The sequence below is a fragment of the Pseudomonas sp. ABa2 genome, assembly GCF_056676075.1.
Map to the genome: position 1 here is coordinate 2,616,741 of NZ_CM155239.1, position 21,973 is coordinate 2,638,713.

The 21,973-nt window shown below is 63.0% G+C and carries 24 protein-coding genes and 4 pseudogenes; 13 read left to right on the plus strand and 15 right to left on the minus strand.

The genetic code is table 11. The features are described from left to right. The first annotated feature begins 64 nt into the window (after positions 1-64). Positions 65-708 (plus strand): annotated as a pseudogene (locus AC1G9C_RS12755) (substrate-binding periplasmic protein). Position 709: 1 nt separating this feature from the next. Here AC1G9C_RS12755 and AC1G9C_RS12760 read toward each other — a convergent pair. Beyond that, on the minus strand, positions 710-1,933 hold the full coding sequence (locus AC1G9C_RS12760) for a PilT/PilU family type 4a pilus ATPase (RefSeq protein ID WP_480407740.1): 1,224 nt from the start codon (positions 1,931-1,933) through the stop codon (positions 710-712). A 149-nt stretch (positions 1,934-2,082) separates the two neighbouring features. Here AC1G9C_RS12760 and AC1G9C_RS12765 point away from each other — a divergent pair, with 149 nt between their 5' ends. Beyond that, positions 2,083-2,361 carry a peptidylprolyl isomerase gene (locus tag AC1G9C_RS12765; protein ID WP_031302901.1) on the plus strand — a complete coding sequence of 93 codons (279 nt, stop codon included), beginning with the start codon at positions 2,083-2,085 and terminating at the stop codon, positions 2,359-2,361. Between the two features lie 310 nt (positions 2,362-2,671). Here the strand turns inward: AC1G9C_RS12765 and AC1G9C_RS12770 are convergent. Continuing rightward, positions 2,672-3,259: pseudogene (locus AC1G9C_RS12770) on the minus strand (isocitrate lyase/PEP mutase family protein); the annotation flags it as partial. A 1-nt stretch (position 3,260) separates the two neighbouring features. On the opposite strand from AC1G9C_RS12770, the pseudogene AC1G9C_RS12775 reads away from it, so the two are divergent. The 5 genes and pseudogenes from AC1G9C_RS12775 to AC1G9C_RS12795 form a co-directional block, all read left to right on the plus strand. Continuing rightward, positions 3,261-3,359: pseudogene (locus AC1G9C_RS12775) on the plus strand (JAB domain-containing protein); the annotation flags it as partial. 454 nt (positions 3,360-3,813) lie between these two features. Further along, positions 3,814-3,939 carry a hypothetical protein gene (locus AC1G9C_RS12780; protein WP_457787099.1) on the plus strand — a complete coding sequence of 42 codons (126 nt, stop codon included), beginning with the start codon at positions 3,814-3,816 and terminating at the stop codon, positions 3,937-3,939. 48 nt (positions 3,940-3,987) lie between these two features. After that, positions 3,988-4,413, plus strand: a complete 426-nt coding sequence (locus AC1G9C_RS12785) for an organic hydroperoxide resistance protein (protein ID WP_075747182.1) — start codon at positions 3,988-3,990, stop codon at positions 4,411-4,413. A 58-nt stretch (positions 4,414-4,471) separates the two neighbouring features. After that, positions 4,472-4,732, plus strand: coding sequence for a DUF2790 domain-containing protein (locus AC1G9C_RS12790; protein WP_480407741.1), 261 nt, complete (start codon positions 4,472-4,474; stop codon positions 4,730-4,732). A 32-nt stretch (positions 4,733-4,764) separates the two neighbouring features. Next, the gene (locus tag AC1G9C_RS12795) at positions 4,765-5,781 is read left to right on the plus strand and encodes an alpha/beta hydrolase (RefSeq protein ID WP_480407742.1); all 1,017 of its coding nucleotides are present in this window, start codon (positions 4,765-4,767) and stop codon (positions 5,779-5,781) included. Between the two features lie 189 nt (positions 5,782-5,970). Here AC1G9C_RS12795 and AC1G9C_RS12800 read toward each other — a convergent pair whose 3' ends face one another. The 3 genes from AC1G9C_RS12800 to bufA2 are packed head-to-tail and all read right to left on the minus strand — an operon-like array spanning position 5,971 to position 7,909. Next, complete coding sequence (locus AC1G9C_RS12800) at positions 5,971-6,759, minus strand: HvfC/BufC N-terminal domain-containing protein (RefSeq protein WP_480407743.1); 789 nt, start codon at positions 6,757-6,759, stop codon at positions 5,971-5,973. After that, positions 6,750-7,595: an MNIO family bufferin maturase gene (gene bufB / locus AC1G9C_RS12805; RefSeq protein ID WP_480407744.1), complete on the minus strand. Its 846-nt coding sequence runs from the start codon at positions 7,593-7,595 to the stop codon at positions 6,750-6,752. Before bufB ends, AC1G9C_RS12800 begins: the two co-directional genes overlap by 10 nt. A 56-nt stretch (positions 7,596-7,651) precedes the next feature. Further along, positions 7,652-7,909, minus strand: coding sequence for a BufA2 family periplasmic bufferin-type metallophore (bufA2, locus tag AC1G9C_RS12810; protein WP_457790820.1), 258 nt, complete (start codon positions 7,907-7,909; stop codon positions 7,652-7,654). A gap of 161 nt (positions 7,910-8,070) precedes the next feature. On the opposite strand from bufA2, the gene AC1G9C_RS12815 reads away from it, so the two are divergent. Next, entirely contained in the window at positions 8,071-8,277 is a 207-nt protein-coding gene (locus AC1G9C_RS12815) for a LysR substrate-binding domain-containing protein (protein WP_480407745.1), read from the plus strand. Between the two features lie 214 nt (positions 8,278-8,491). On the opposite strand, the gene AC1G9C_RS12820 is transcribed toward AC1G9C_RS12815, so the two are convergent. The 5 genes from AC1G9C_RS12820 to AC1G9C_RS12840 form a co-directional block, all read right to left on the minus strand. Further along, on the minus strand, positions 8,492-9,754 hold the full coding sequence (locus tag AC1G9C_RS12820; RefSeq protein WP_480407746.1) for an MFS transporter: 1,263 nt from the start codon (positions 9,752-9,754) through the stop codon (positions 8,492-8,494). An 83-nt stretch (positions 9,755-9,837) separates the two neighbouring features. Further along, a complete protein-coding gene (locus AC1G9C_RS12825; RefSeq protein WP_480407747.1) occupies positions 9,838-10,962 on the minus strand; it encodes an alkene reductase in 1,125 nt (374 codons plus the stop codon). A 127-nt stretch (positions 10,963-11,089) separates the two neighbouring features. Further along, positions 11,090-12,544, minus strand: a complete 1,455-nt coding sequence (locus AC1G9C_RS12830) for an aldehyde dehydrogenase family protein (protein WP_480407748.1) — start codon at positions 12,542-12,544, stop codon at positions 11,090-11,092. 208 nt (positions 12,545-12,752) lie between these two features. Beyond that, positions 12,753-13,430: a type 1 glutamine amidotransferase domain-containing protein gene (locus AC1G9C_RS12835; RefSeq protein WP_480407749.1), complete on the minus strand. Its 678-nt coding sequence runs from the start codon at positions 13,428-13,430 to the stop codon at positions 12,753-12,755. A 59-nt stretch (positions 13,431-13,489) separates the two neighbouring features. Next, positions 13,490-14,083, minus strand: coding sequence for a TetR/AcrR family transcriptional regulator (locus AC1G9C_RS12840; protein ID WP_480407750.1), 594 nt, complete (start codon positions 14,081-14,083; stop codon positions 13,490-13,492). A gap of 172 nt (positions 14,084-14,255) precedes the next feature. Between AC1G9C_RS12840 and AC1G9C_RS12845 the strand changes: the two genes are divergently transcribed. Beyond that, positions 14,256-15,209: a GlxA family transcriptional regulator gene (locus tag AC1G9C_RS12845; protein WP_480407751.1), complete on the plus strand. Its 954-nt coding sequence runs from the start codon at positions 14,256-14,258 to the stop codon at positions 15,207-15,209. Here the strand turns inward: AC1G9C_RS12845 and AC1G9C_RS12850 are convergent. Continuing rightward, positions 15,206-16,055, minus strand: a pseudogene (locus AC1G9C_RS12850) (IS3 family transposase). The gene AC1G9C_RS12845 and the pseudogene AC1G9C_RS12850 sit on opposite strands and share 4 nt — an antisense overlap. 175 nt (positions 16,056-16,230) lie before the next feature. On the opposite strand from AC1G9C_RS12850, the gene dusA reads away from it, so the two are divergent. After that, positions 16,231-17,241: a tRNA dihydrouridine(20/20a) synthase DusA gene (gene dusA, locus AC1G9C_RS12855; RefSeq protein ID WP_480407752.1), complete on the plus strand. Its 1,011-nt coding sequence runs from the start codon at positions 16,231-16,233 to the stop codon at positions 17,239-17,241. Here the strand turns inward: dusA and AC1G9C_RS12860 are convergent. Next, positions 17,211-17,354, minus strand: coding sequence for a hypothetical protein (locus AC1G9C_RS12860; protein WP_480407753.1), 144 nt, complete (start codon positions 17,352-17,354; stop codon positions 17,211-17,213). The genes dusA and AC1G9C_RS12860 overlap by 31 nt on opposite strands. 114 nt (positions 17,355-17,468) lie before the next feature. Here AC1G9C_RS12860 and tal point away from each other — a divergent pair, with 114 nt between their 5' ends. Beyond that, positions 17,469-18,395, plus strand: a complete 927-nt coding sequence (tal, locus tag AC1G9C_RS12865) for a transaldolase (RefSeq protein WP_457787135.1) — start codon at positions 17,469-17,471, stop codon at positions 18,393-18,395. Positions 18,396-18,446: 51 nt separating this feature from the next. Here the strand turns inward: tal and rssC are convergent, their stop codons facing one another. Continuing rightward, a complete protein-coding gene (rssC, locus tag AC1G9C_RS12870; RefSeq protein ID WP_031302906.1) occupies positions 18,447-18,929 on the minus strand; it encodes an anti-sigma factor antagonist RssC in 483 nt (160 codons plus the stop codon). Between the two features lie 8 nt (positions 18,930-18,937). Beyond that, a complete protein-coding gene (rssB, locus tag AC1G9C_RS12875) occupies positions 18,938-20,122 on the minus strand; it encodes a two-component system response regulator RssB (protein WP_021443175.1) in 1,185 nt (394 codons plus the stop codon). 213 nt (positions 20,123-20,335) lie between these two features. Here rssB and AC1G9C_RS12880 point away from each other — a divergent pair, with 213 nt between their 5' ends. After that, positions 20,336-20,635 (plus strand): PilZ domain-containing protein, encoded by a 300-nt coding sequence (locus AC1G9C_RS12880; RefSeq protein WP_031302907.1) that lies wholly within the window; start codon positions 20,336-20,338, stop codon positions 20,633-20,635. Between the two features lie 55 nt (positions 20,636-20,690). Here the strand turns inward: AC1G9C_RS12880 and AC1G9C_RS12885 are convergent, their stop codons facing one another. Further along, positions 20,691-21,395: an MlaA family lipoprotein gene (locus AC1G9C_RS12885; RefSeq protein WP_021443177.1), complete on the minus strand. Its 705-nt coding sequence runs from the start codon at positions 21,393-21,395 to the stop codon at positions 20,691-20,693. Between the two features lie 105 nt (positions 21,396-21,500). Here AC1G9C_RS12885 and AC1G9C_RS12890 point away from each other — a divergent pair, with 105 nt between their 5' ends. Next, positions 21,501-21,911 carry an acyl-CoA thioesterase gene (locus AC1G9C_RS12890; protein WP_021443178.1) on the plus strand — a complete coding sequence of 137 codons (411 nt, stop codon included), beginning with the start codon at positions 21,501-21,503 and terminating at the stop codon, positions 21,909-21,911. Positions 21,912-21,973 lie beyond the last annotated feature (62 nt).

Sequence of the window (21,973 nt, forward strand, 5' to 3'; positions counted from 1 at the left end):
CTGCTGCTGCGCCCTGCTCGCCCTGGCCGCCACCGGTCAGGCCGAGGAAGTCGTCGAGCTGCACATGCCGGAAGCGCCACCGCTGACCCTGGTCGCATTCGAGGCCGGCTACGGCATGGTCGGCGATATCACCCTGGCCGCCCTGGCTCGCGCGGGCTACCTCGCCGAGCTCAAGGTCGAGCCCTGGGCTCGCGCCCAGCGCACGGTCGCAGGCGGCCGCAACCAGCTGATCATTCCCCTGTCGCGCACCCCGCAGCGCGAAGCGCTGTATACCTGGATCGCGCCGATCATGCCGCTGGAACGCGCCTTCTTCAGCCTCGACGAGCCGGTGCAGAGCTTCGCCGAGGCACGCCAGCGCTACCGGCGCATCGGTGTCGGTCTGGGCACGGCGCAGGTGGAAATCCTCAGAACGCAGGGCTTCGCCGACCAGCAGATCGTCACCCACAACCTGGGCGAAAACCCCGTTCACCTGCTCGAGCGCGGGCGTATCGACGCCTGGTTCACCGGCGTGCCGGAGGCGCTGTATATCTGCACTCCAAGCGCGAGCTGCAGATGAGCCCGGCGCTGGCCAGCACCGACCTCTACCTGGCCTGTTCCAGGGACTGCGACGCGCAGCTCGTGGAAAACCTGCGCGCCGCCGTGCAGAGCCTGCACGACGAGGGCATCAGCCAGCGCCTGATCGAGGCCTATCGGCCCGAGCCGCGTTGAGTCAGATCCCCTGCCGCCCCGGATCTTCCGGCGGCAGGTCCTCCTCGATGTCTTCCAGCTTGAGCTCCAGGCCCCAGTCACCGGCATCGGCCACCTTGGGCGCGCTGACCGGCGCCGCTGCCGGTCGGGCTGCCGCGGCGGTCGGAGGCGCCGCATTGGCCGGGTTGTCGCGGTAGAGCTTGAGCTTCAGGCGCACGTTGTTCGCCGAGTCGGCGTTCTTCACCGCCTCCTCCTCGTCGATGGCGCCCTGGTGGACCAGATCGATCAGCGCCTGATCGAAGGTCTGCATGCCGAGGTTCTTCGACTTCTCCATGATCTCCTTGAGCTCGGAGAACTCGTTGCGCTTGATCAGGTCGCGCACCGTCGGCGTGCCCAGCATCACCTCCACCGCCGCACGGCGCTTGCCGTCCACGGTCTTGACCAGGCGCTGGGAGACGAAGGCCTTGAGGTTGTTGCCCAGGTCGTTGAGCAGCTGCGGGCGGCGATCCTCGGGGAAGAAGTTGATGATGCGGTCCAACGCCTGGTTGGCGTTGTTCGCATGCAGGGTGGAGATGGCCAGGTGACCGGTATCGGCGAAGGCCAGGGCATGTTCCATGGTCTCGCGGTCGCGGATCTCGCCGATCAGGATCACGTCCGGTGCCTGGCGCAGGGTGTTCTTCAGCGCGGCGTGGAAACTGCGGGTGTCCACCCCCACCTCGCGCTGGTTGATGATCGACTTCTTGTGCCGGTGCACGTACTCCACCGGGTCCTCGATGGTGATGATATGGCCGCCGCTGTTGCGGTTGCGGTAGTCGATCAGCGCCGCCAGCGAGGTCGACTTGCCCGAGCCGGTGCCGCCGACGAACAGCACCAGGCCGCGCTTCTCCATCACCGTGCTGAGCAGCACCTCGGGCAGCTTGAGGTCCTCGAAGCGCGGAATGTCCAGCTTGATATTGCGCGCCACTATCGAGACTTCGTTGCGCTGCTTGAAGATGTTGATGCGAAAACGCCCGACGCCGGCCAGGGAGATCGCCAGGTTCATCTCCAGCTCGCGCTCGAATTCCTCGCGCTGGGCACTGTCCATGATCGACTCGGCGATGGCCGCCACGTCGCCGGACTTCATCGGCTCCTGGCTGAGCGCCTTGAGCACGCCGTTGAACTTGGCGCAGGGCGGCGCCCCGGTGGACAGGTAGAGGTCGGAACCGTCCTGGCTGGACAGGATTTTCAGCATTGCGTGGAGATCCATGGCGACGTTTCCGTGAGGCGCGATTGAAATACCATAGGCCATCATTCGCCGGCGTCGCGGGCAATGCATGACCCAAAATCTGGCGCCATTCTGCTGGCGCTATGGATGCTGGCACAATAGCAGCCCGGCAAATTTGAGGAGCCCGTCATATGGCAAAGGCAATGGCCCGCCACATCCTGGTCAAGACCGAAGCGGAAGCGGCGGCGCTGAAGAAACGCATCGCCGCCGGCGAAGCCTTCGACGTGCTGGCGCGCAAGTACTCCACCTGCCCATCCGGCAAGAAAGGCGGCGACCTCGGCGAAGTGCGTCCCGGGCAGATGGTGCGGGCGGTGGACCAGGTGATCTTCAAGAAGCCGCTGCGCGAGGTGCATGGCCCGGTGAAGACCCAGTTCGGCTATCACCTGATCCAGGTGTTCTATCGCGACTGACAGCTGCGAGCTGGCCTGCGCCGCGCAGCTGCAACTGCACTGGTTCGAGGATGGCGACGCGCTGCTGACCGCCGTCGCGGCGCTGTAGTTGCCGGCCGGCGAGTTTTGCCTGGGCCGCCGGCGAGGCGGCGCTGATGAAAGGCATCCGCCGCATCCTGGCGAACGCCAAGGGCCACCCAGACAGGCCATGCGCGTGGCCGCCTACCGGCGTCAGGGCACCGAAGTCTTCCACGAAGAACTCACCGAACGGGACGAGCAGGCGATTCCTTGCGGCCCCGATGGGGGACTAGCAACCATCGCCCCTGAGCGGCTATTCCTTGACGTTCATGTACTCCCGTGCCCAGGCGATGTAATCGTCGGGGCTGGTGTACTTGCTCACCAATTGCGAGGCGCTGAGGCCATTGTCGACGGCGATGCCACGTTGCTCGCGCAGGCTGTCGTAGGTGGCCTTGATCGCCGCGAAGTAGGCGGCGTGACCGTCCACCACGATGCGCACGCCCAACTCGGCCAGACGGTCGTCATCGCGCAAATCCGGGTTACCGTAGGTGACCAGCATCAGCGGCACGCGCAGACCCTCGGCGATAGCCTCGAGGTGGGCGAAGTCCCTCACCCCGACCAGGCAGATGGCGTCGGCGCCGGCATCCTGATAGGCGCGGGTGCGCAGGACCACCTCGGTCAGCGGCTGCACGCCGGCGTGGGTGCGACCGATGATCGCCAGGGCGCTGTCGTCGCGCACCTCCTGGGCGGCACGCAGCTTGCCGACGCCCTCCTCGACGCTGATCAGGTCGTAGGATTTGCGGCCGAACTGGGCCGGCAACAAGGTGTCTTCGAGGGTCAATGCGGCGACGCCGGCACGCTCCAGCTCGATCACCGTGCGCATCGCGTTGAGCGCGTTGCCGTTGAAAGAAGCCTTGGCGCTGGTCGATGTCCGCTCGCTGGATCACATCATCGTGGCAGACCAACGCACGGTATCTTTCGCCGAGCGTGGGTTGCTCTGAACCGCGGGGGCATCGCCCCCCCCTTTCTTGCTGCACCGGAATCGTCGAAACGGACTACCCCCGCCCCGAGGCAGAACAAGACAACGAGCCTGTATTGATTGCTAGCGATGGCCCCCTTGCCGCCGCTCTTCGTTCCCCAGTACCTGCGAGCCCTAGAGGTCGTAGAGAGTGGCCATGCCGAGGGTCAGCGGCGCACCGACATCGAGCAGACTGTCGCCCTGGTTGTTAGTGATGTAGCGCTCGTTGAACAGGTTGTGCCCCCTTAGCCCCTGCTTATGCCCTGAACTTCTAGGGCTATAGCGAAAAATTCAGAAAATTATCTTGTGCGCAAAATACATGCGCACTACAGTTCGCTCCATGGAAATGACTTGCGCACAAAACATTAGCGCGAAACATTCCACGGAGACTTCGCAGTCGTCTCCACCCGCTACCCACCGAAGCCCTGGAGAAACCGATGAAAACCCTGATCGCACTGACCGCCACGCTGATTCTTTCCGCCCCGGTTCTGGCCGACAACGGCCAACCCAGCCAGAACGGCAAGGGCCTGTACCCCGAATGGCTGATCAGCCACGAAGGCTGATCGACGAATACCTACGCACCCCAATCGCATCTCAAGAGAAATACCGCCATGACCATCGAAAACGTTCTCTACCGTGCTACCGCTGAAGCCTTCGGCGGCCGTGAAGGCCGCGCCGTCTCCTCCGACGGCGTACTGGACATCGCCCTGACCACGCCGAAGGAACTCGGCGGCGCCGGCGGCAACGGCACCAACCCGGAACAACTGTTCGCCGCCGGCTATTCGGCCTGCTTCCTCGGCGCCCTGAAGTTCGTCGCCGCCCGCGACAAGCTGAGCATCCCGGCCGACACCTTTATCGAAGGCACCGTGGGCATCGGCCCGATCCCCACCGGCTTCGGCATCGAGGTGGAGCTGCGCATCAGCCTGCCGGGCCTGGACCGCGAAGCGGCGCAAACCCTGGTGGACCGCGCGCACATCGTCTGCCCCTACTCCAACGCCACCCGCGGCAACATCGACGTCACCTTGACCATCGTCTGACACACTGGGGCGAACGCTGACGGCCTGGCCGTCAGCGGGCCCAAGAGGAGACCACAGCATGAAGACTCGCAACCTGTTCGCCGCCACTCTGGCCGCTGTTTCGCTCAGTGCCTCCCTCGGGGCCTTTGCCCAGAACTCCACCGCCTCGCCCTACCGCTACGGCACCCAGTTGGATATCGCCGAGGTAATTGCCATCGACGTACCGGCCAGCCCGCAGTGCGAGGTGGTCACCGCGAAGATGACTTACCGCAACAGCGCCGGTGAGGTGGAAGTACTCGCCTACGAACAGCTGTCCAGCATTTGCAGCAACCAGAACTGATCCTTGCAGCCCCTATCGACAGGAGTTTGACCATGAACATCTCGCGTACCCTGACCGCCGGGCTGCTTGCCCTGGCCGTTAGCAGTAGCTTCGCCGCCGGCAGCCCCGGTGTGGAACACAACACCCAGAGCTTCCTCGAGGCCCTGGCTGCCGGCGGCGGCCAGCCGCTGGAAACCCTCTCGCCGAAGGATGCCCGCGCCGTGCTGGTGGGCGCCCAGGCCAGTGCCAAGGTGGACCTGTCCGGCATCGTGGTGGACACCAAGGTGATCCAGGCCAACGGCCAGTCGATCACCCTCAAGGTAGTGCGGCCCGAAGGTGCTCGCGGCGTGCTGCCGGGCTTCATGTTCTTCCACGGCGGCGGCTGGGTGCTGGGCGACTACCCGACCCATGAGCGCCTGATCCGCGACCTGGTGGTAGGCTCCGGCGCTGCGGCGGTCTATGTCGACTACACCCCATCGCCGGAAGCCAAGTACCCGAGCGCGATCAACCAGGCCTACGCCGCCACCCAGTGGGTCGCCGACAATGGCAGCCAGATCGGCGTCGACGGTTCCCGCCTGGCCGTGGCCGGCAACAGCGTCGGCGGCAACATGGCGGCGGTGGTCGCGCTCAAGGCCAAGGAAGCCGGCACACCGAAACTGCGCTTCCAGCTGCTGCTGTGGCCGGTGACCGACGCCAGCTTCAACAACGCCTCCTACAACCAGTTCGCCGAAGGCCACTTCCTGACCCGCGGCATGATGGAATGGTTCTGGGACAACTACACCACCGACCCGAAGCAGCGCAACGAGATCCATGCCTCGCCGCTGCGGGCCAGCCTGGAGCAGCTCAAAGGCCTGCCGCCGGCGCTGGTGCAGACCGCCGAGATGGACGTGCTGCGCGACGAAGGCGAAGCCTACGCCCGCCGCCTCAACGCCGCCGGCGTGGCGGTGACCGCCGTGCGCTACAACGGCATGATCCACGACTATGGCCTGCTCAACGTGCTGGCCGGGGTGCCGGCGGTGCGCAGCGCCATGGATCAGGCCGCCCAGGCGCTAAAGAACAGCCTCGAGTAAGCGGCTGAAAAAACTAACCCCGCCACCGTTGCCGGTCGCGGGGTTTTCACTTACTTAGAGTGTGCCTGAATCACCTCGGTCTTAGCTGATATGAGCAAGTGGGGAAAATCTTACGCTTCAATCAGAAACTTAGTTGCTAGAAGCTCGGTAAATAACTTCACCAAGCTATCCACGCTGTGGCATGCCCCGTCAGTCCATCGTGTGCTCTTGCAGCAGCCCGTCACTTAGCCACTGGCGCAGCCAGGTTACAGCTTGCAGCGGTGCTTGTTCGCCCAGCTCACTGAGCTGGGCGCAGAGTTCGGCAAAGGTCCACCCCTGCTCGGTCATACCCCGCAGCGCAGTGGCTTCATCTGTCGCCAGGCTGCGGTAGCGGGTGATGAGCTGATCGCGCCAGACCACACAGGTTTCCACCTCAGCCAGTGACTGGCTGCCGGGGAAGTCACTCTGCTCCTTGCTCGCGCGCCAGATCGCCAGGCTGTTATGTCGGCACGCCAGCCACTGCACACTGGGCAGCAGACGGACCTGCAGCGACGGCCAGTCTTCGGCGGGCAGTTCGGCCATCTGCGCCAGGCTAAGGGGCTGGCCTTCCGGCGCATCGAACGCCAGGGTAAAGGCCCATTCCAGACGCGCCAACTCGCTGAGCGGAGTGGCCTGCGCGGGGATCAGGTATCCATCGATAAACGCCGCCAGCTTCGCACCGAGCCAACGCAGACTGAAATGCTGCGAGGGGTGCGCATTGAGATAGGCCAGGGCCAGGGCATCGAACTCCTCGTCGCCAAGCCAGCCATGCACCGCCGGATAATCACCGCGCAAGGCCTCCAGCAGGCGCGCTCGGTAGGCGTTGTGGTATATCGCCAGCCCCTGTTCGGCACTCAGCGCGGCGCTTCCCAGCAGGCTAGTCCGCAATTCTGGGTTGGGCTGGGAGTCGGGGTTCAGCAGGTAGGCCTGTACCTGCGCCTGCCAGTCACTCAGGCGCATCGCGGCGTTCCTTGCAGCGCTTGAGCGGCAAGCCGACGCGCGGTGTTCAGCTCGTCGAGCAGCACATCCAGGTCGGGATAATGATCATCCCGCTCCAACAGCGTGGACACCGGCCCCAGTTGCTGCAGGGTGCGTTTATAGAGCTGCCACACCGGGTCGCTGACCGGCTGATCGTGGGTGTCGATCAGGTAGCTGCCGTAATCGCTGTGGCCCGCCAGGTGCAGCTGACGGATGCGCTGCTTGGGCAGGCTGCTGATAAAGGTCCAGGCGTCGAACCCGTGGTTGCGTGCGCTGACATAGACATTGTTGACGTCCAGCAGCAGCTCACAGCCGCTGAGCTCGCACAGGGCGCTGAGAAACTGCCACTCGCTGAACTGGTCATCGGCGCAGCGCAGGTAACTAGAGACGTTTTCCAGCACCAGCGGCCGCTCGATCACGTCCTGCACCTGGCGCACCCGTGCCGCTACATGCTGCAGGCTCTCCTCGGTGTAGGGCAGCGGCAGCAGGTCATGCAGCTGGTGGGCATTGCCCCGGCTCCAACACAGGTGATCGGAGATCCACGCCGGCCGCACCCGCGCGGCAAGGTGCTTGAGCTGGCGCAGGTAGTCGCGGTCGAGTTCATGCGGGCCGCCAATCGACAGCGACACGCCGTGCATCACCAGCGGGTACTGCTCGCCGATGGCATCGAGAAAGTAGAGAGCCTTGCCACCCGCTACCAGGTAGTTTTCCGAGACGATCTCGAACCAGTCGATGGCCGGCTGTTGCTCAAGAATGGCTTGGTAATAGGTACTGCGCAGGCCCAAGCCAAAACCCAGATTGCCGCGTTGAGCATTCATCGCTGACTCCTTGCCTGGTGATGCGGGGCCACCGCACAGCGGTCGCCCCAGCTCACCTACTCGCCGACAGTACCGCCTGCCGCATCGCACTCGGCCTTGGTCATGACCTTGAAGCCGTGGCCCTTACAAGCGCCCTGGCCTTTACAGCTATTTTCGGCGGTCTTGCAGTCGTTCTGGCCTTTGCAGGATGTGACGCCGTAGCAATGCACCTTGGCCTCTTCAGCCGCCACAACAGTGCCGGACATGCCTGCAAACATGGCCGCAGCAGCGAAAGCGATAGCAGCACCAGTAGCTGCGGTGGATTTCATCGTCATGTGCGTATCCTCGGGTGATCTGGGTTAGCCGGGCAAAGGTGTTTTGCGTGCCGGCATTCAACTAGATCGACGAGACGAGCTGGCGTTACAGCGAAGTCGAAAAATCACAGCTCTGAATCGCTCCGTCCACCGTCAGTGATTTGAAACGCCATGATCTGATCATGAAAACCACTCGCGGCCGAGCCAATTGGTCTCTCTTCAACAGCCCCCAGACAGAGAGGATCGCAGTGCCTCCTCGCTGCGCGGTCAACAGCATGATCGCCGCGAAAAATCTGACACTCGAAGGGCTCGGAATCGCTCAACTGCCTCGTTTCATGGCTGAGCCTTACGTGGCGGATGGTGCCTGGTCGCCCGTGTTACCCGAGTAGGCGGAGACACCAGCGCCCGTACATGCCGTATTTGCATCCAGCCGCTACATGGACCCTAAAGTGCGCAGCGTCGTGGTTCTCTGTGTGAGCATGTTTACTGGCGACGGTATCCACGCTAGATAGCGAATATTGCCAAGTCAAAACTGTCGCCTTTCGTTACAGCGCCTCGGCTTGTGCTGCACGGAATGACAAGAGATGGCTGCAATCAGAAACCTCAACCACAACAACACCCCTTCAGCCTGCGATTACGGTAAGGCTGCAAGAACGGGGTCACCATCAACATAAGCCCACCTATTGCCACCAATAGCCACAAGGCCGACTGGAAGTGACCCGCACTGTCACGCAGATATCCCACGAGCAACGGACCGGCAGCGCCGACCAGATAACTCTGCAACATCACAAAAGCAGTCCAGGCGCCAGCCTCCTCAGGTGTCGAAGCATTGTCCAGCGGTAAGGTCATACCCAAGGTAAAGGCACCTCCGGTGCCAAAAGCCGCAATTGCAGCAGTCACCAGCGGCATGGCATCAGGCGCAACGGCCATCGCCAGGCTGCCCAGCAAGGCGATGCTGGAACTCGCGGCAAGCAACAGACGTCGATCATCGCTGCGGCTGAGCAAGCCAAACACCGGGTTGGCCAGCATGAACCCCAGGGTATAACTGGCCAGGACCAAGCCAGCCGAGCTGGCGCTCTCACCACGCTCGATATACATCGGTGCCAACCAGGCAATCAGGGCGTAGAACACCAGGTTGTTGCAGGCGAAGAACAGTGCGATCAGCCAGGCCGTGGGATTGCGCAGGGGCATCCTTGGCGCCGGCTTCGACGAGACTGCGACAGGCTCGGCAAGGCTGCGGCGTTCGATCACTCCCCAGGCGATGATCGCCAACAGTGCCGGCAGCGCCCAGAAACCGCCCGCCCACCGCCAATCGCCGATGAGCTGACCGAGCGGGCCGGTCGCCACCGCAGCGACAGTGCTGCCCAGGCCGATGGCCGTTGCATAAATACCCATGAACAACGCGATACGATTCGGCGAGCGCGCCTTCACGTAACTGGAAAACAGTGTTCCGGCGACCGCGATACCCGCCCCGACTGCCGCAGTACTGGCAAACAACTGCCCAATGGAGCCCGCCAGCGCACGCAAGATAATCGCGGTGCCCAGCACGATCAGCGCCAGCAGGATGATCCGGTCCCGCCCAAATCGATGCGCCAGCCAGGGTGCGGGCAATGCCAGCAACCCCATCAGCAAGGTTGGAATCGCGGTCAGCAGCGAGGCCTGGGTATGAGTCAATCCCAGCTCATTGATTATGGAGGTCAGCAATGGCCCCATGGAAACGATGCCCGGGCGCAGCGTGAGCGCGACGAGCAGGATACACACGACCACCGCTGCGACTGACGGAGCACGGACCCCGCCGCCAGCCAAGGCCGGATACGCCAGACCAGGCGTAACATCGCGTTTGATCGGTACGGATTTGACAGACATGACGAAGGCTTCCTACGCAGCGAGCAGTTACGCAGGCGTGTCCTCGTACATTCGCGTCGAGGCCACGCCGCCAGATGTGAACGTCAGTCCGAGTAGGTCGGGTAGTCCGTCAGGCCCTTCTCCGTGCCACCATAGACAGTGGCAGGATCCAGCGGGTTGAGCGGCCAGCCGTTGGCGATGCGTGCAGGCAGATCGGGGTTGGCGATGAAGGGACGACCGAATGCGATCAGGTCGGCCAGCCCAGCCTCGATCAGCCGCTCACCACGCTCGGCGGTATAACGACCGGCGTAGAGAATCTTCCCGCTGAAGTTCGTGCGTACGTCGCGGCGGAAGCTCTCGGGCAAATCTGGTGCGTTGTCCCAGTCCGCCTCGGCGATCGACACATAGGCCACACCTGCTGCCTCCAGCACCTTGATGGCTTCGATATAGGTGGTGTGCGGGTCCTCTTCGACCAGACCGATGTACACCCGGTCCTGATCGGTGCCGGTGAACAACGGGGTGAAGCGCACACCAAGGCGATCCGCGCCCACGGCAGCGGCCACGGCGTCTACGATCTCGCGCAAAAAGCGCAGGCGGTTCTCCAGCGAGCCACCGTAAGCATCATTGCGCTGGTTGGAATGTGCGGAGATGAACTGGTTGACCAGATAACCGTTGGCTGCGTGAATTTCCACGCCATCGAAACCGGCGTCGATGGCATTGCGTGCAGCCTGGGCGTACTGCCCGACCAGATCGCGGATTTCAGCCAGCTCCAGTGCGCGTGGAAGCGACGGCTGAACCAGCTCGCCGACACCAGGGCCGGTCTGAATGAACGCCTTGACCTTCTGCGCCTGAATGGCGGATGGCGCCACGGGCGCCTGCCCGTCAGGCTGAAGCGCGTTATGGGAAACGCGACCGACGTGCCAGAGCTGGGCGAAGATCACGCCACCTTCGGCATGCACCGCTTCGGTCACCTTGCGCCAGCCATCGATCTGAGCCTGGTTGTAGATACCGGGCGTCCAGGCATAGCCCTGGCCACGCGGTTCGATCTGGGTGCCCTCACTGACCATGAAACCGGCACCGGCACGCTGGCGGTAATAAGTGGCCATCAGATCAGTCGCGATATCGCCTGGCTGGGCGCTGCGCTGACGAGTCAACGGCGGCAGCACGATGCGGTTCTTGAGAGTGATACGCCCCATGTCGATGGGGGTAAACAGAGCAGTGTGTTTCATGATTTCTATCCTCTGTGCAGGCGCCGGCACGAATCGACAGGCGCACGGACGCGAATGGACGCACCTGGCGCCCAATGGGCTTGATGAGTGGGAGTGCGGCCCCTCTGCTGGAGAGGCCGCTCAGGCGTTACTTCTTGATCAACACGGTTTTCGGGTTGGTGAACAGCAGGCGGCCCTCATGGCCGTGCTCAGTGCCGATACCCGATTGCTTGTGGCCACCGAAGGGAATATCGATGCCTTGCGTGTGGATCTCGTTGACCCAGACCATCCCGGTTTCCAGGCGATTGGCCACAGCCACCGCTGCCTGGGTATCACGCCCCCAGACCGAGCCACCCAGGCCGAATGGACTGTCGTTCGCGCGGGCTACGACATCGTCGACGTCGTCGTAAGCGATGATCGGCACGATCGGTCCGAACTGCTCCTGCTGCACGATCATCGAGCTCTCTGGCGGGTTGTCGACCACAGTTACCGGGATGAAATAGCCAGGACGGCTCTCGTCTACCTCACCGCCCAATACCACTTTGTAACCATTGGCCTTGATGTCATCCAAGAAGCTACGAACCTTGTCGTACTGCATCTTGTTCTGCACGGGGCCGACGGTCACGTTCGGGTCGAGACCGTCACCCATGACCTGCTGCCGCGCATACTCAACGAACGCTGCCACGAACTCATTGCGATAACTGCTATGCACGTAAAGGCGCTTGATACCCACACACCACTGCCCCGAGTTACCGACGGCGCCCCAGTACAGTTGCGGGATGATCGCTTGCCAGTCGGCATCAGGCATGACGATTGCCGCGTCGTTACCGCCCATCTCCATGGTCAGCCGCTTGACGGTGCCTGCAGCCGAACGGATGACATGCTTGCCGGTCTCGGTGGAGCCGGTGAAGCTGATCTTGGCGATGTCCGGGTGAGCGGTCATTTGCGGGCCCAGCTCGTTGCCACCTGAAACCACTGAAAGCACACCAGCAGGCAGCACGGACTGAGCAATCTGCCCAAAGCGCAAGGTGGTGAGGGGTGTGAATGGCGACGGTTTGATGACCATGGTGTTGCCGGTGATCAGCGCGGGCGCCACTTTCCACAGCGCCAGCAACACCGGGAAATTCCACGGCGTGATCGCACCGACCACACCCAGCGGCGTGTGATGCAGCTCCACGATGTGGTTGTCGTTCTCCTCGACGATCTCCACCGGAATACGCCGCGCAGCGATCTGGCGAATCCACGAGATCGCCTGGTCAACTTCCGGCTCGGCCATGGTTTTCAGCGGCTTGCCTTGTTCCAACGTCAGCAAGCGAGCCAGTTCATCGCGGTGTTCCAAAAGCGCATCGGCATAGGCATCCAGATAGCGCTGGCGCTGGTCGTAGCTCAGGACCGACCAGGTCTTGAACGCATCCTTGGCAGCAGCGATCGCCGCCTCCAGTTGCTCAGGCGAACCCGACGGAGCCTTGGCGAATACCTCGCCAGTCGCCGGATTGAACACATCGAAATGCGCATCGGTGCTGACCAGCTTACCAGCGATGGACAGGTAGTACGGGCCATCGAAGACGCTGCTGGAGCGGGAATCTTTCATGACAGTAGACATTAGCTTATCTCCTTGAATCCAAATGAAAATCTATTGACTTAAATAATCAAGACAGCTTTCTTCAGGCAGCAGAAATCCCGTCACCCAAAAAGCGACTGCTGCTGCGGTGTTGTTATGCGGTAGCGTGCGCGAGGGTGCTCAGAGCGGGCGCAAAATGCGCCCGCTCATTACTTGCACGGGTTCGTCTGAGCCCTGCAGATTGCGCGAATCAGGCCAGCAGTTTGAGCAAGGCGTTGGCAGCGGACTCTGAGCTGGCGGGGTTCTGACCAGTGACCAGGCGCCCGTCGACGACGGTGAACGGCTGCCAGTCGCCGGCTTTCTCATAACGTGCGCCAAGTGCCTGGAACTCGTCCTCGATGAGGAAAGGCACCACGTCAGTCAGTCCTACAGCGGCCTCTTCGCTGTTGGTGAAACCGGTCACCCGGCGACCCTTGATCAGCGGCTCGCCATCCGCAGCCTTAACGTGGCGCAGCACGCCCGGAGCATGGCAGACGAAACCGATTGGCTTACCGGCGCGCTCGAAGCTTTCGATCAGGGCGATGGATGTGTCCGACTCCGCCAGATCCCACAGAGGGCCATGACCGCCTGGATAGAACACCGTGTCGAAATCCTCAGCCTTCACCTCAGCAAGCTTCACCGTGCTGGCCAGGGCTTGCTGCGCGGCCGGATCGGCAGCGAAACGGTGGGTCGCCTCGGTCTGGAAGTCCGGCAGATCACTCTTGGGATCCAGAGGCGGCTGGCCACCGGCTGGCGATGCCAGCACGATGTCGGCACTGGCGTCCTTGAAGACGTAGTAAGGCGCGGCGAACTCTTCCAGCCAGAAGCCGGTTTTCTGGCCGGTGTCACCCAGCTTGTCATGGGATGTCAGTACCATCAGAACTTTCATGATCATTGCCTCATAGTGAGCATTGCATTGGTTTCGACCGACCCTTGCCGGTCATGGGTTCACTGGTTATCGAGAAGACTTCGTGTCTGCAGCAGGGCCTCTTCGAACTCATGGGGCGTACGGGTGATCTTGGTCATCACACTGGCCCCCAACCACATCGCATAGAGCCTCAGCGCCAACTGGGCAGGCGTGGTAGCGATTCTGACGGTGCCCTCCTCCACGCCTCTGCTGATCGCAGCCTCCAGCCGCTCGACGATCTGCGCGGTACCGCGATGAAGTGCCAATCGCATCGGTTCGGAAAGATCGGCGACTTCAGCGCCCAACTTGACGGCCAGGCATTTACCGCACTCGACCTGACTGGTCTGGTTGGAGATCCACAGTTGCCAGTAACGCATCAGCGCGTCCTGGGCGCTGGTTGCTGGGGCCTGAAAAATACGATCCATGTCAGCGAAATAGGTCTCGAAGTAGTGCTCCAGCAGCGCCGTGCCGAACGCGTCCTTCGAAGCGAAGTAGTGGTAGAAGGAACCCTTCGGCACGCCCGCGGCATTCAGCACCTCATTCAGCCCGACAGCAGAAAAACCTTTGCGGGCGATGATCGATTGAGCGGCGTCGAAAATGCGCTGCCGGGTATGGTTGCTGTCAGTGGTTGTCATGGCTGCCTGTCTCAGTAGACCAGTCGTCTAGTTCGTTGGGGGCATGTTAGGAATCGCTACCGACAGCAGCAATGTCATATCCGCAAGGATTTCGGACATGCATCGCGAGCCGATTGCGCAAACCACCTAGCCCTCCGACAATCGACGCATGCCTGCGGAAAGGAAATGATCGATGCATACCGTGGCGTTGGTGGTTTACCCGCAATTCCAGGCGCTGAGCCTGTCGGTCGGTTCCGTTTTCGAGTGCGCCAACCTTCTGCATGGCGAGCCGGTCTACCGGTTCACTCTGGTGTCCGAGAAAGGTGGAGCCGTGCTGTCGTCACAGGGCTTCTCGGTCAATACCGAGGCGCTCGGCCTGGCTGGCTATGACACCATCATCGTCAGCGGCTACCTGGAGTTGGGTGAACCCAGTCCCGAGCTGCTGACCTGTCTATCCAGCGCCAGCTCGCAATCGCGGCGTATTGCATCACTGTGCACAGGTATCTTCGTGCTCGCCGAAGCTGGCCTATTGGAAGGCAAACGGGTCACGACTCATTGGTTGCACGTGCCCGAGTTCAAGAAGCGTCACCCCAACGTCAAAATCGATGATGACCGGCTGTTCGTGGTCGACGGGCAGATATGGACGGGTGCAGGCATGAGTGCCGGAGTGGATCTTGCCCTGGCCATGGTCGAGAACGACCTGGGCCCTGACCTGGCCCGCCGCGTAGCCCGCAAACTGGTAATCGCCCAGCGCAGAGGCGCCGAGCAATCACAGCTCTCGGCGCTGCTGGAGATAGACCCGAAATCCGACCGCGTGCAACTGGCAATGGCCTATGCGCGCGAAAACCTGCGCAGCGATCTTTCGGTCGAGGCTCTGGCAGATGTCGCACGACTAAGCCCTCGCCAGTTCAGCCGGGTGTTCCGTGAGGAAACCGGAAAAACGCCGGCGAAAGCAGTCGAAAGCCTGCGATTAGAGGCCGCGCGCGTAATGATGGAGACGAGCCGTCACCCCGTAGAAGTGATCGCCCGCGAGACTGGTTTCGGCGATCGTGAGCGCATGCGTCAGGCATTTCTACGTGCCTATGGCAAGCCGCCGAAGCTGATGAGGGATGATCTATACGGAACTGAATCGCCCCGGTTTTCCTAGACACTCTCCAAGCTCTGGAAATAGCGCTTTTCAAACTCCACTGGCAATAGCTGCATAGCGCTGCTGTGCCGGCGTTTGGGGTTATAAAACATCACGATGTAATCGAACACATCACTGCGGGCTTCTTCGCGGGTGCCGTAGGTTTTCCGTCGGATGCGTTCCCGCTTCAGCAACTGGAAAAAGCTTTCCGCGACCGAGTTGTCGTGGCAGTTACCGCGTCGACTCATGCTGCCGATCAGGTTGCTGGCCTTGAGGAAGCTCTGCCAGTCCGAGCGGCTGAACTGGCTGCCCCGGTCGGAGTGGATCATCACCTCCTGCCTGGGCTTGCGCCGCCAGACCGCTACCAGCAAGGCATCGATGGCCAGGTCGCTGCACATCCGTGGCTTCATCGACCAGCCGATCACCTGGCGCGAAAACAGATCCAGCACCACCGCCAAGTACAACCAGCCCTCATAGGTGCGGATGTAGGTGATATCGGTGACCCAGACCTTGTTCGGCTCGCTGACGAGGGTCTGGCAGAGACGCCGTACCAGGTACTCCACCGACAGCTTGCTGATGACGGCGTACTTCAGCCGGACTCCTTGGCAAAGTACGCGGCGGCCTTTTTTTGAATGTCTCGCTCTTCGGTCACCTGCTTGAGTTCCGCGCGCAAGCGACGCAGCTCGGCCTGCTGATCATCTACCTGCTGCCGCTGTGCCTGGGGTTGCTGTAACGCTTTACCCAGGCGTACAGGCTGCGCGCGGACACGCCTAGACGCTCCGCCACATCGGCAACGCGCAAACCGAGCTCGGTGACTTGCTTGACCGCTTCGATCTTGAATTTTTCGAGGTAACGCTGGCTGCTCATGGCACCTCCTGATGGGCCTCAGTATGAGGCTTGGAGGTGTCTACGAAACTAGGGGCGATTCAGTCTGCCCCTCCTAGCTGGTGGTACAAGAAGTTTTCCAGATGGTAAATTTTACCGCCTGCTTTAGAAAAAGCCCTGCCCCCCCTGAAAATTCATCGAGAACGCGACACGCGAAATGCCTCTAGAATCAGCCTCAAAGCCAGAAAAAACGCGCCCTGTGCTGTCCCGTCGCTTCAGCGTCGCGCCGATGATGGACTGGACCGATCGCCATTGCCGCTTCTTTCTGCGCCAGCTGTCGCGTCACGCCCTGCTGTATACCGAGATGGTCACCAGCGGCGCGCTGATCCATGGCGATCGCGAGCGCTTCCTGCGTTACAGCGAGTGCGAGCATCCGCTGGCGTTGCAGCTGGGCGGCAGCAACCCGCAGGACCTCGCCGCCTGCGCCAAGATGGCCGAGCAGCATGGTTACGACGAGGTCAACCTGAACGTCGGCTGCCCCAGCGACCGGGTGCAGAACAATATGATCGGCGCCTGCCTGATGGGCCACCCGGCGCTGGTGGCCGACTGCGTCAAGGCCATGCAGGACGCTGTGAGCATCCCCGTGACGGTCAAGCACCGCATCGGCATCAACGGCCGCGACAGCTATGCCGAGCTGTGCGATTTCGTCGGCCAGGTGCGTGATGCCGGCTGTCGCAGCTTCACCGTGCACGCGCGCATCGCCATTCTCGAAGGCCTGTCGCCGAAGGAGAACCGCGAGGTGCCGCCGCTGCGCTACGAAGTCGCCGCCCAGCTCAAGCAGGATTTCCCCGACCTGGAGATCATCCTCAACGGTGGCATCAAGACCCTGGAAGAATGCGAGGCGCACCTGCAGACCTTCGACGGCGTAATGCTCGGCCGCGAGGCCTACCACAATCCCTTCCTGCTGGCGCAGGTGGACAGCCGCCTATTCGGCGCCGCGGACAGCGGCATCACCCGCATGGACGCCCTGCTCGCGCTGCGCCCCTATGTCGAGCAGCACCTGCGCGAAGGCGGCACCCTGCATCACATCACCCGCCATGTGCTCGGCCTGGCCCAGGGTTTCCCCGGCGCACGGCGCTTCCGCCAGTTGCTGTCGGTGGACATCCACAAGGTCAAGGACCCGCTGGCGCTGCTCGATCAGGCCGCCGAGCTGCTGCGCGGGCACTGAGCCAGCGGCAGCGGTTCGCCGGCTCTGCTCAGCTGGCGGTGCAGCGCGCGGCTGGGGATACCCCGCTCGTCATCGGCGCCGGACAGCGCCTCGGCCACCTTCAGCTGCGACATGCAGCAGCGCAGCCCGCACGCGCAAACATTGTCAGCGTGACAGCCCTCGCTGCCCGTTGAGCCGCCCAGGCACCTCGGGTAAGGTCGTGACATCCGCAACGACAAGGCTCCGTCATGACCTCCAAGCTGGAACAACTCAAGCAGTTCACCACCGTGGTTGCCGACACCGGCGACCTCGACGCCATCGCCCGCCTGCAACCGGTGGATGCCACCACCAACCCCTCGCTGCTGCTCAAGGCCGCCGCGCTGCCGCGTTACGCCGAGCTGCTGGGACGCGCGGTGACAGCCGGCCGGGGCGACCTCGGCCTGGCCTGCGACCACTTCGCCGTGGCCGTCGGCCAGGAGATCCTCAAGGTCATTCCCGGGCGTATCTCCACCGAGGTGGACGCCCGCCTGTCCTTCGACACCAACGCCACCCTGCGCCGCGCCGAACGCCTGATCGGCCTCTACGAGCAGGCCGGCATCGGCCGCGAGCGGGTGCTGATCAAGATCGCCTCGACCTGGGAAGGCATCCGCGCCGCCGAACAGCTGGAAAAAGCCGGCGTGCAGACCAACCTGACCCTGTTGTTCGCCTTCGCCCAGGCCCAGGCCTGCGCCGATGCCGGGGTGTTCCTCATCTCGCCCTTCGTCGGGCGCATCTACGACTGGTACAAGAAGGCCGAGGGCCGCGACTTCGTCGGCGCCGAGGACCCCGGCGTGCAGTCGGTGGCGCGCATCTACGACTACTACAAGGCTAACGGCTACCAAACCGTGGTGATGGGGGCGAGCTTCCGCAATCTGGGCCAGATCGAACAGCTGGCCGGCTGCGACCGCCTGACCATCAGCCCGGAGCTGCTGCAGCAACTGGCCGACGACCAGGGCCAACTGAGCCGCCGACTAGCCCCCGGCGCCGCCGGCGAAACCCGCCGCAGCCTGGATGAAAGCGCCTTCCGCTGGGCGCTCAACGAAGACGCCATGGCCACCGAGAAACTCGCCGAAGGCATCCGCCTGTTCGCCCGCGATCAGGAAAAGCTCGAAGCGCTGCTCGCCGCCAGGGCCTGAAACGCAAAAAGGGGCGCCCGCATGCGGGCGCCCCTTTGCATTGTTCGCCTGTCAGTGCCGTTCGAGGGCGCTGACCAGATCGTGGAAGGCCTCTCGGTTGGAGTCGTTGAGCCCCATGAGGATGCGGTGGGCCTCCAGCACCTTGGCCTTGACCACCTCCTCGGACTGATCCTGCGACGGCAGATCATCCAGCGCCTCCGGGCACGGCACCGGCCGGTCGACGATATTGAACACCTGATCGAAGCCCATCGACTGCAGCAGGCGGGTGATGTCGTCGTGGGTGGTGACCACGGTGGGCAACAGACCGACCTTCTGCCGCGACAGAATCGACAGCTTGGCCAGCAGGCCGAGGGTGGTGCTGTCGATGCTGCGGGTTTCGGTCAGGTCGATGACGATGGCCGAGAAATTCAGCGCGGTGAAGATCTTTTCAATCGTGGCATCCAGCGCCGAACAGAGCGTCAGACGCACTTCGCCGACGAATTTGAGGACGAAGGTCCCGTCCTGCTCGGCGAATTGGATACGACCGGGGCTTATCCCAGGATTCATGCAAGGTTCCTGCTTAACACCAGCAAGGCGATATCATCCGGCATCTCGCCCAGATTGGCCAGACCGAGAACTTGACGCAAACCGTCTAGACTGCCGCCAGCCTGGCTAACCAGTTGTGGCAGCGCCAATTCCTTGTCCTTCAGCGTCTCGCCCGGCAACAGGTCGAGAATGCCGTCCGACAACAGCGTCAGGCTGAACGACTCGGGCAGCGGCATGACGTGATCGGCGTATTCGGCCTCCTCGAACAGCCCCACCGGCAGCCCGCGGCCTTCCAGGTAACGGGCCTCGCCTTTCTCGAACAGCACCGGCAACGGCAGGTGGCCGCCGATGCTGTAGGTCAGTTGTCCGCTCTGCTCGTCGATCACCCCGCCGAGCATGGTCACGTGCTTGCCCAGCTTGCAGTTGATCAGCCCGCGGTTGATGTGGCCGAGCACTTCCGAGGGCTTGAACTCCGGCAGCAGGCCGCCGCGGCGCGACTCGTAGAGCAGCCGGGTGGTCATGAACTTGAGCAGCACGGTGACGAAGGCCGAGGACGCGCCGTGGCCGGACACGTCGGCCAGATAGAAGGCGATGCGTCGCTCGTCGACGCGGAAGTAGTCGACGAAGTCGCCGGACAGGTACAGCGAAGGGATGATCTGGTGGGCGAAGGTCAGGCTGTCGACCTGCCAGGGCGTCACCGGCAGCATGTTCATCTGCACCTGGCGCCCGGCGTTCTGGTCTTCCTGCAACAGGTGCAGGCTGGCCTGCAGCTCGCGGTTGGCGGTTTCCAGCTTCTCGCGGTAGCGCTGGTTCTCCAAACGCAGGCGCGAGCGATCGAGGGCGCGGCGCACCGAGTGCTCGAGCACCGCCAGGTCTTCCAGGGGCTTGATCAGGTAGTCGGCGGCGCCCAGGCGCAAGGCCTCCACCGCATCGTTCATGACGCCGGCGCCGGACACCACGATCACCGGCACCTCGACGCCGAGGGCGTTGATCCGGCGGATCAGTTCGAGGCCATCGACCTGCGGCATGCGCAGGTCGCAGATCATCAGGTCGGGCTTGGCCTGCTGGAACACTTCCAGCCCCTGCAGGCCGTTGCTGGCCTGCAGCACCTTGAAGCCGCTGTCCTCGAGGTAGGCCGCGAGGCTGGCACGCACGACTTCGTCGTCATCGATGATCAGCAGAGTGGCACTGGTTTTGTGCATGGGGTATCCAGGCAAACTGCGCCGGGGCAATTGGGTGACGGCCCGTGGCGCGGCGCCGCGTAGGTGGCGTCAGGGCGAATTCAAGGGGCAGACGGTACTCCCATCCGTCGACCGATTCAAGCCGGCGCCAGTCGTCGTTCGGCGACTTTACAGGGCAAATCGGCGAGGGTTATAAGAGCCGCAGGAGAACCTTATAACAAGAGGACAGCGTCCATGAGTCAGAGCGATCGAGCGTACAGCGAGAAACGTGACTACATCCGCATGCGACTGGAAGCGCCAGTAACCCTGCACCATGGCGGGCGGGAGATTTCCGCGCTGTGTCTGGATCTGTCCAGTACCGGCATGCAACTCGAGGCCGAAGTCGCGCTGAGCATGGGCGACCGGGTCAAGGTCCACATCCCCTCCGAGCACAGCGAGCTGGCCGGCCTCGACGCCCAGGCCGAGGTGGTGCGCATCGCCGATCTGGGCGACGGTCGCCAGTCGCTGGGCCTGGCCATCCTGTCGATGAGCTGACATCTGCACTTACGAAAAAGGCGGCCAAGGGCCGCCTTTTTCATGCCCGCCAAACTCAGAAGTCGTCTTCGACCTGGCCGTCCTGCACCTTGAACTCGCGGTTCTGCAGGTAGGCGTTGCGGATGAAGATGTACTTGTCGCCGCTGATCAGCTTCTCCGCCGACAGCAGGCTGGCGCGGGTGTCGACCACATCCACGGCGCGGGTGACGTTGCGCGTCGGCACATGGCCCATGTAGGGATAGGGTTCGAGGAAGCTGTCCGGCAGCTTGCCGGTGGCGTCGCGCACGCTGCTCGGGCCGAGGAACGGAATCACCAGGTAGGGGCCGCTGCCCAGGCCCCAGGCGCCGAGGGTCTGGCCGAAGTCCTCGTCGTTCTTCTGCAGGCCCATCGGCGTGGCCACGTCGAAGAAGCCGAGCAGGCCGAAGGTGGTGTTGAAGATCAGGCGCCCGGTATCCACTCCGGCGTCGTGCATCTTGCCCTGCAGCAGGTTGTTGGCCAGGTTGCCGACATCGCCCAGGTTGCCGAAGACGTTGTGCACGCCGTCTTCCAGAAACTGCGGGGTGACTGCCTGATACCCCTGCGCCACAGGCTTCAGCGCGTAGGTGTCGAGGGTGTCGTTGAAGCGGAACATGGCGCGGTTGAAGCCTTCCCAGGGGTCGTCCTCCGAGGCGGCCTGCGCCATCGCAGGCAGCAGACTCAGGCCGACGAGCGCCATCAGGCCGCCGAGGCGCACGATCCAGCGAGCACCGTTCACATGCATTGCAGTCTCTCCTTGAGAAAAGTAGTGTGGCGACCCGCCAGCGGCCACCGAGGCCGCGCAGTATATAGCCTGAGCCCCCTGATGGCAGCATAGCGGACAACCCCGATGATCGAGAAAATGCTTCTGCACACCGCCCATATCCCCGTGCGCTGGGGCGACATGGACAGCTACGGGCACGTCAACAACATCCTCTATATGCAGTACCTGGAAGAAGCGCGGATCGCCTGGTTCGAACGCGTCGGCGTGGCGATGAACGACGCCCCGCAGGGCCCGGTGGTGCTGCAGACCCAGCACACCTACCTGAAACCCGTGGTTCACCCCGCCACCGTGGTGGTGCAGCTGTATGCCGGCGCCCTGGGCCGCAGCAGCCTGGTGCTCGAACACCGCCTGTCGACCCTGGAAGATCCGCAGCGCTGCTATGGCGAGGGCTACTGCAAGCTGGTCTGGATCGAGCATGCCAGCGAACGCTCGGTGCCCCTGCCCGAGCACCTGCGCGCCCTGCTCGGCGGAGGCTGAGCGGCGTCATCGCCCGGTCATCCTGTGGTCATCTGCGCGCACTAGAGTGGCCTAGACCATCG

Bases quoted from the DNA above. Each gene is read 5' to 3' on its own strand.
- AC1G9C_RS12760 (WP_480407740.1), bottom strand. From the start codon at position 1,933: ATGGATCTCCACGCAATGCTGAAAATCCTGTCCAGCCAGGACGGTTCC.
- AC1G9C_RS12765 (WP_031302901.1), top strand. From the start codon at position 2,083: ATGGCAAAGGCAATGGCCCGCCACATCCTGGTCAAGACCGAAGCGGAA.
- AC1G9C_RS12780 (WP_457787099.1), top strand. From the start codon at position 3,814: ATGAAAACCCTGATCGCACTGACCGCCACGCTGATTCTTTCCGCCCCG.
- AC1G9C_RS12785 (WP_075747182.1), top strand. From the start codon at position 3,988: ATGACCATCGAAAACGTTCTCTACCGTGCTACCGCTGAAGCCTTCGGC.
- AC1G9C_RS12790 (WP_480407741.1), top strand. From the start codon at position 4,472: ATGAAGACTCGCAACCTGTTCGCCGCCACTCTGGCCGCTGTTTCGCTC.
- AC1G9C_RS12795 (WP_480407742.1), top strand. From the start codon at position 4,765: ATGAACATCTCGCGTACCCTGACCGCCGGGCTGCTTGCCCTGGCCGTT.
- AC1G9C_RS12800 (WP_480407743.1), bottom strand. From the start codon at position 6,759: ATGCGCCTGAGTGACTGGCAGGCGCAGGTACAGGCCTACCTGCTGAAC.
- bufB (WP_480407744.1), bottom strand. From the start codon at position 7,595: ATGAATGCTCAACGCGGCAATCTGGGTTTTGGCTTGGGCCTGCGCAGT.
- bufA2 (WP_457790820.1), bottom strand. From the start codon at position 7,909: ATGACGATGAAATCCACCGCAGCTACTGGTGCTGCTATCGCTTTCGCT.
- AC1G9C_RS12815 (WP_480407745.1), top strand. From the start codon at position 8,071: ATGAAAACCACTCGCGGCCGAGCCAATTGGTCTCTCTTCAACAGCCCC.
- AC1G9C_RS12820 (WP_480407746.1), bottom strand. From the start codon at position 9,754: ATGTCTGTCAAATCCGTACCGATCAAACGCGATGTTACGCCTGGTCTG.
- AC1G9C_RS12825 (WP_480407747.1), bottom strand. From the start codon at position 10,962: ATGAAACACACTGCTCTGTTTACCCCCATCGACATGGGGCGTATCACT.
- AC1G9C_RS12830 (WP_480407748.1), bottom strand. From the start codon at position 12,544: ATGTCTACTGTCATGAAAGATTCCCGCTCCAGCAGCGTCTTCGATGGC.
- AC1G9C_RS12835 (WP_480407749.1), bottom strand. From the start codon at position 13,430: ATGAAAGTTCTGATGGTACTGACATCCCATGACAAGCTGGGTGACACC.
- AC1G9C_RS12840 (WP_480407750.1), bottom strand. From the start codon at position 14,083: ATGACAACCACTGACAGCAACCATACCCGGCAGCGCATTTTCGACGCC.
- AC1G9C_RS12845 (WP_480407751.1), top strand. From the start codon at position 14,256: ATGCATACCGTGGCGTTGGTGGTTTACCCGCAATTCCAGGCGCTGAGC.
- dusA (WP_480407752.1), top strand. From the start codon at position 16,231: ATGCCTCTAGAATCAGCCTCAAAGCCAGAAAAAACGCGCCCTGTGCTG.
- AC1G9C_RS12860 (WP_480407753.1), bottom strand. From the start codon at position 17,354: ATGTCGCAGCTGAAGGTGGCCGAGGCGCTGTCCGGCGCCGATGACGAG.
- tal (WP_457787135.1), top strand. From the start codon at position 17,469: ATGACCTCCAAGCTGGAACAACTCAAGCAGTTCACCACCGTGGTTGCC.
- rssB (WP_021443175.1), bottom strand. From the start codon at position 20,122: ATGCACAAAACCAGTGCCACTCTGCTGATCATCGATGACGACGAAGTC.
- AC1G9C_RS12880 (WP_031302907.1), top strand. From the start codon at position 20,336: ATGAGTCAGAGCGATCGAGCGTACAGCGAGAAACGTGACTACATCCGC.
- AC1G9C_RS12885 (WP_021443177.1), bottom strand. From the start codon at position 21,395: ATGCATGTGAACGGTGCTCGCTGGATCGTGCGCCTCGGCGGCCTGATG.
- AC1G9C_RS12890 (WP_021443178.1), top strand. From the start codon at position 21,501: ATGATCGAGAAAATGCTTCTGCACACCGCCCATATCCCCGTGCGCTGG.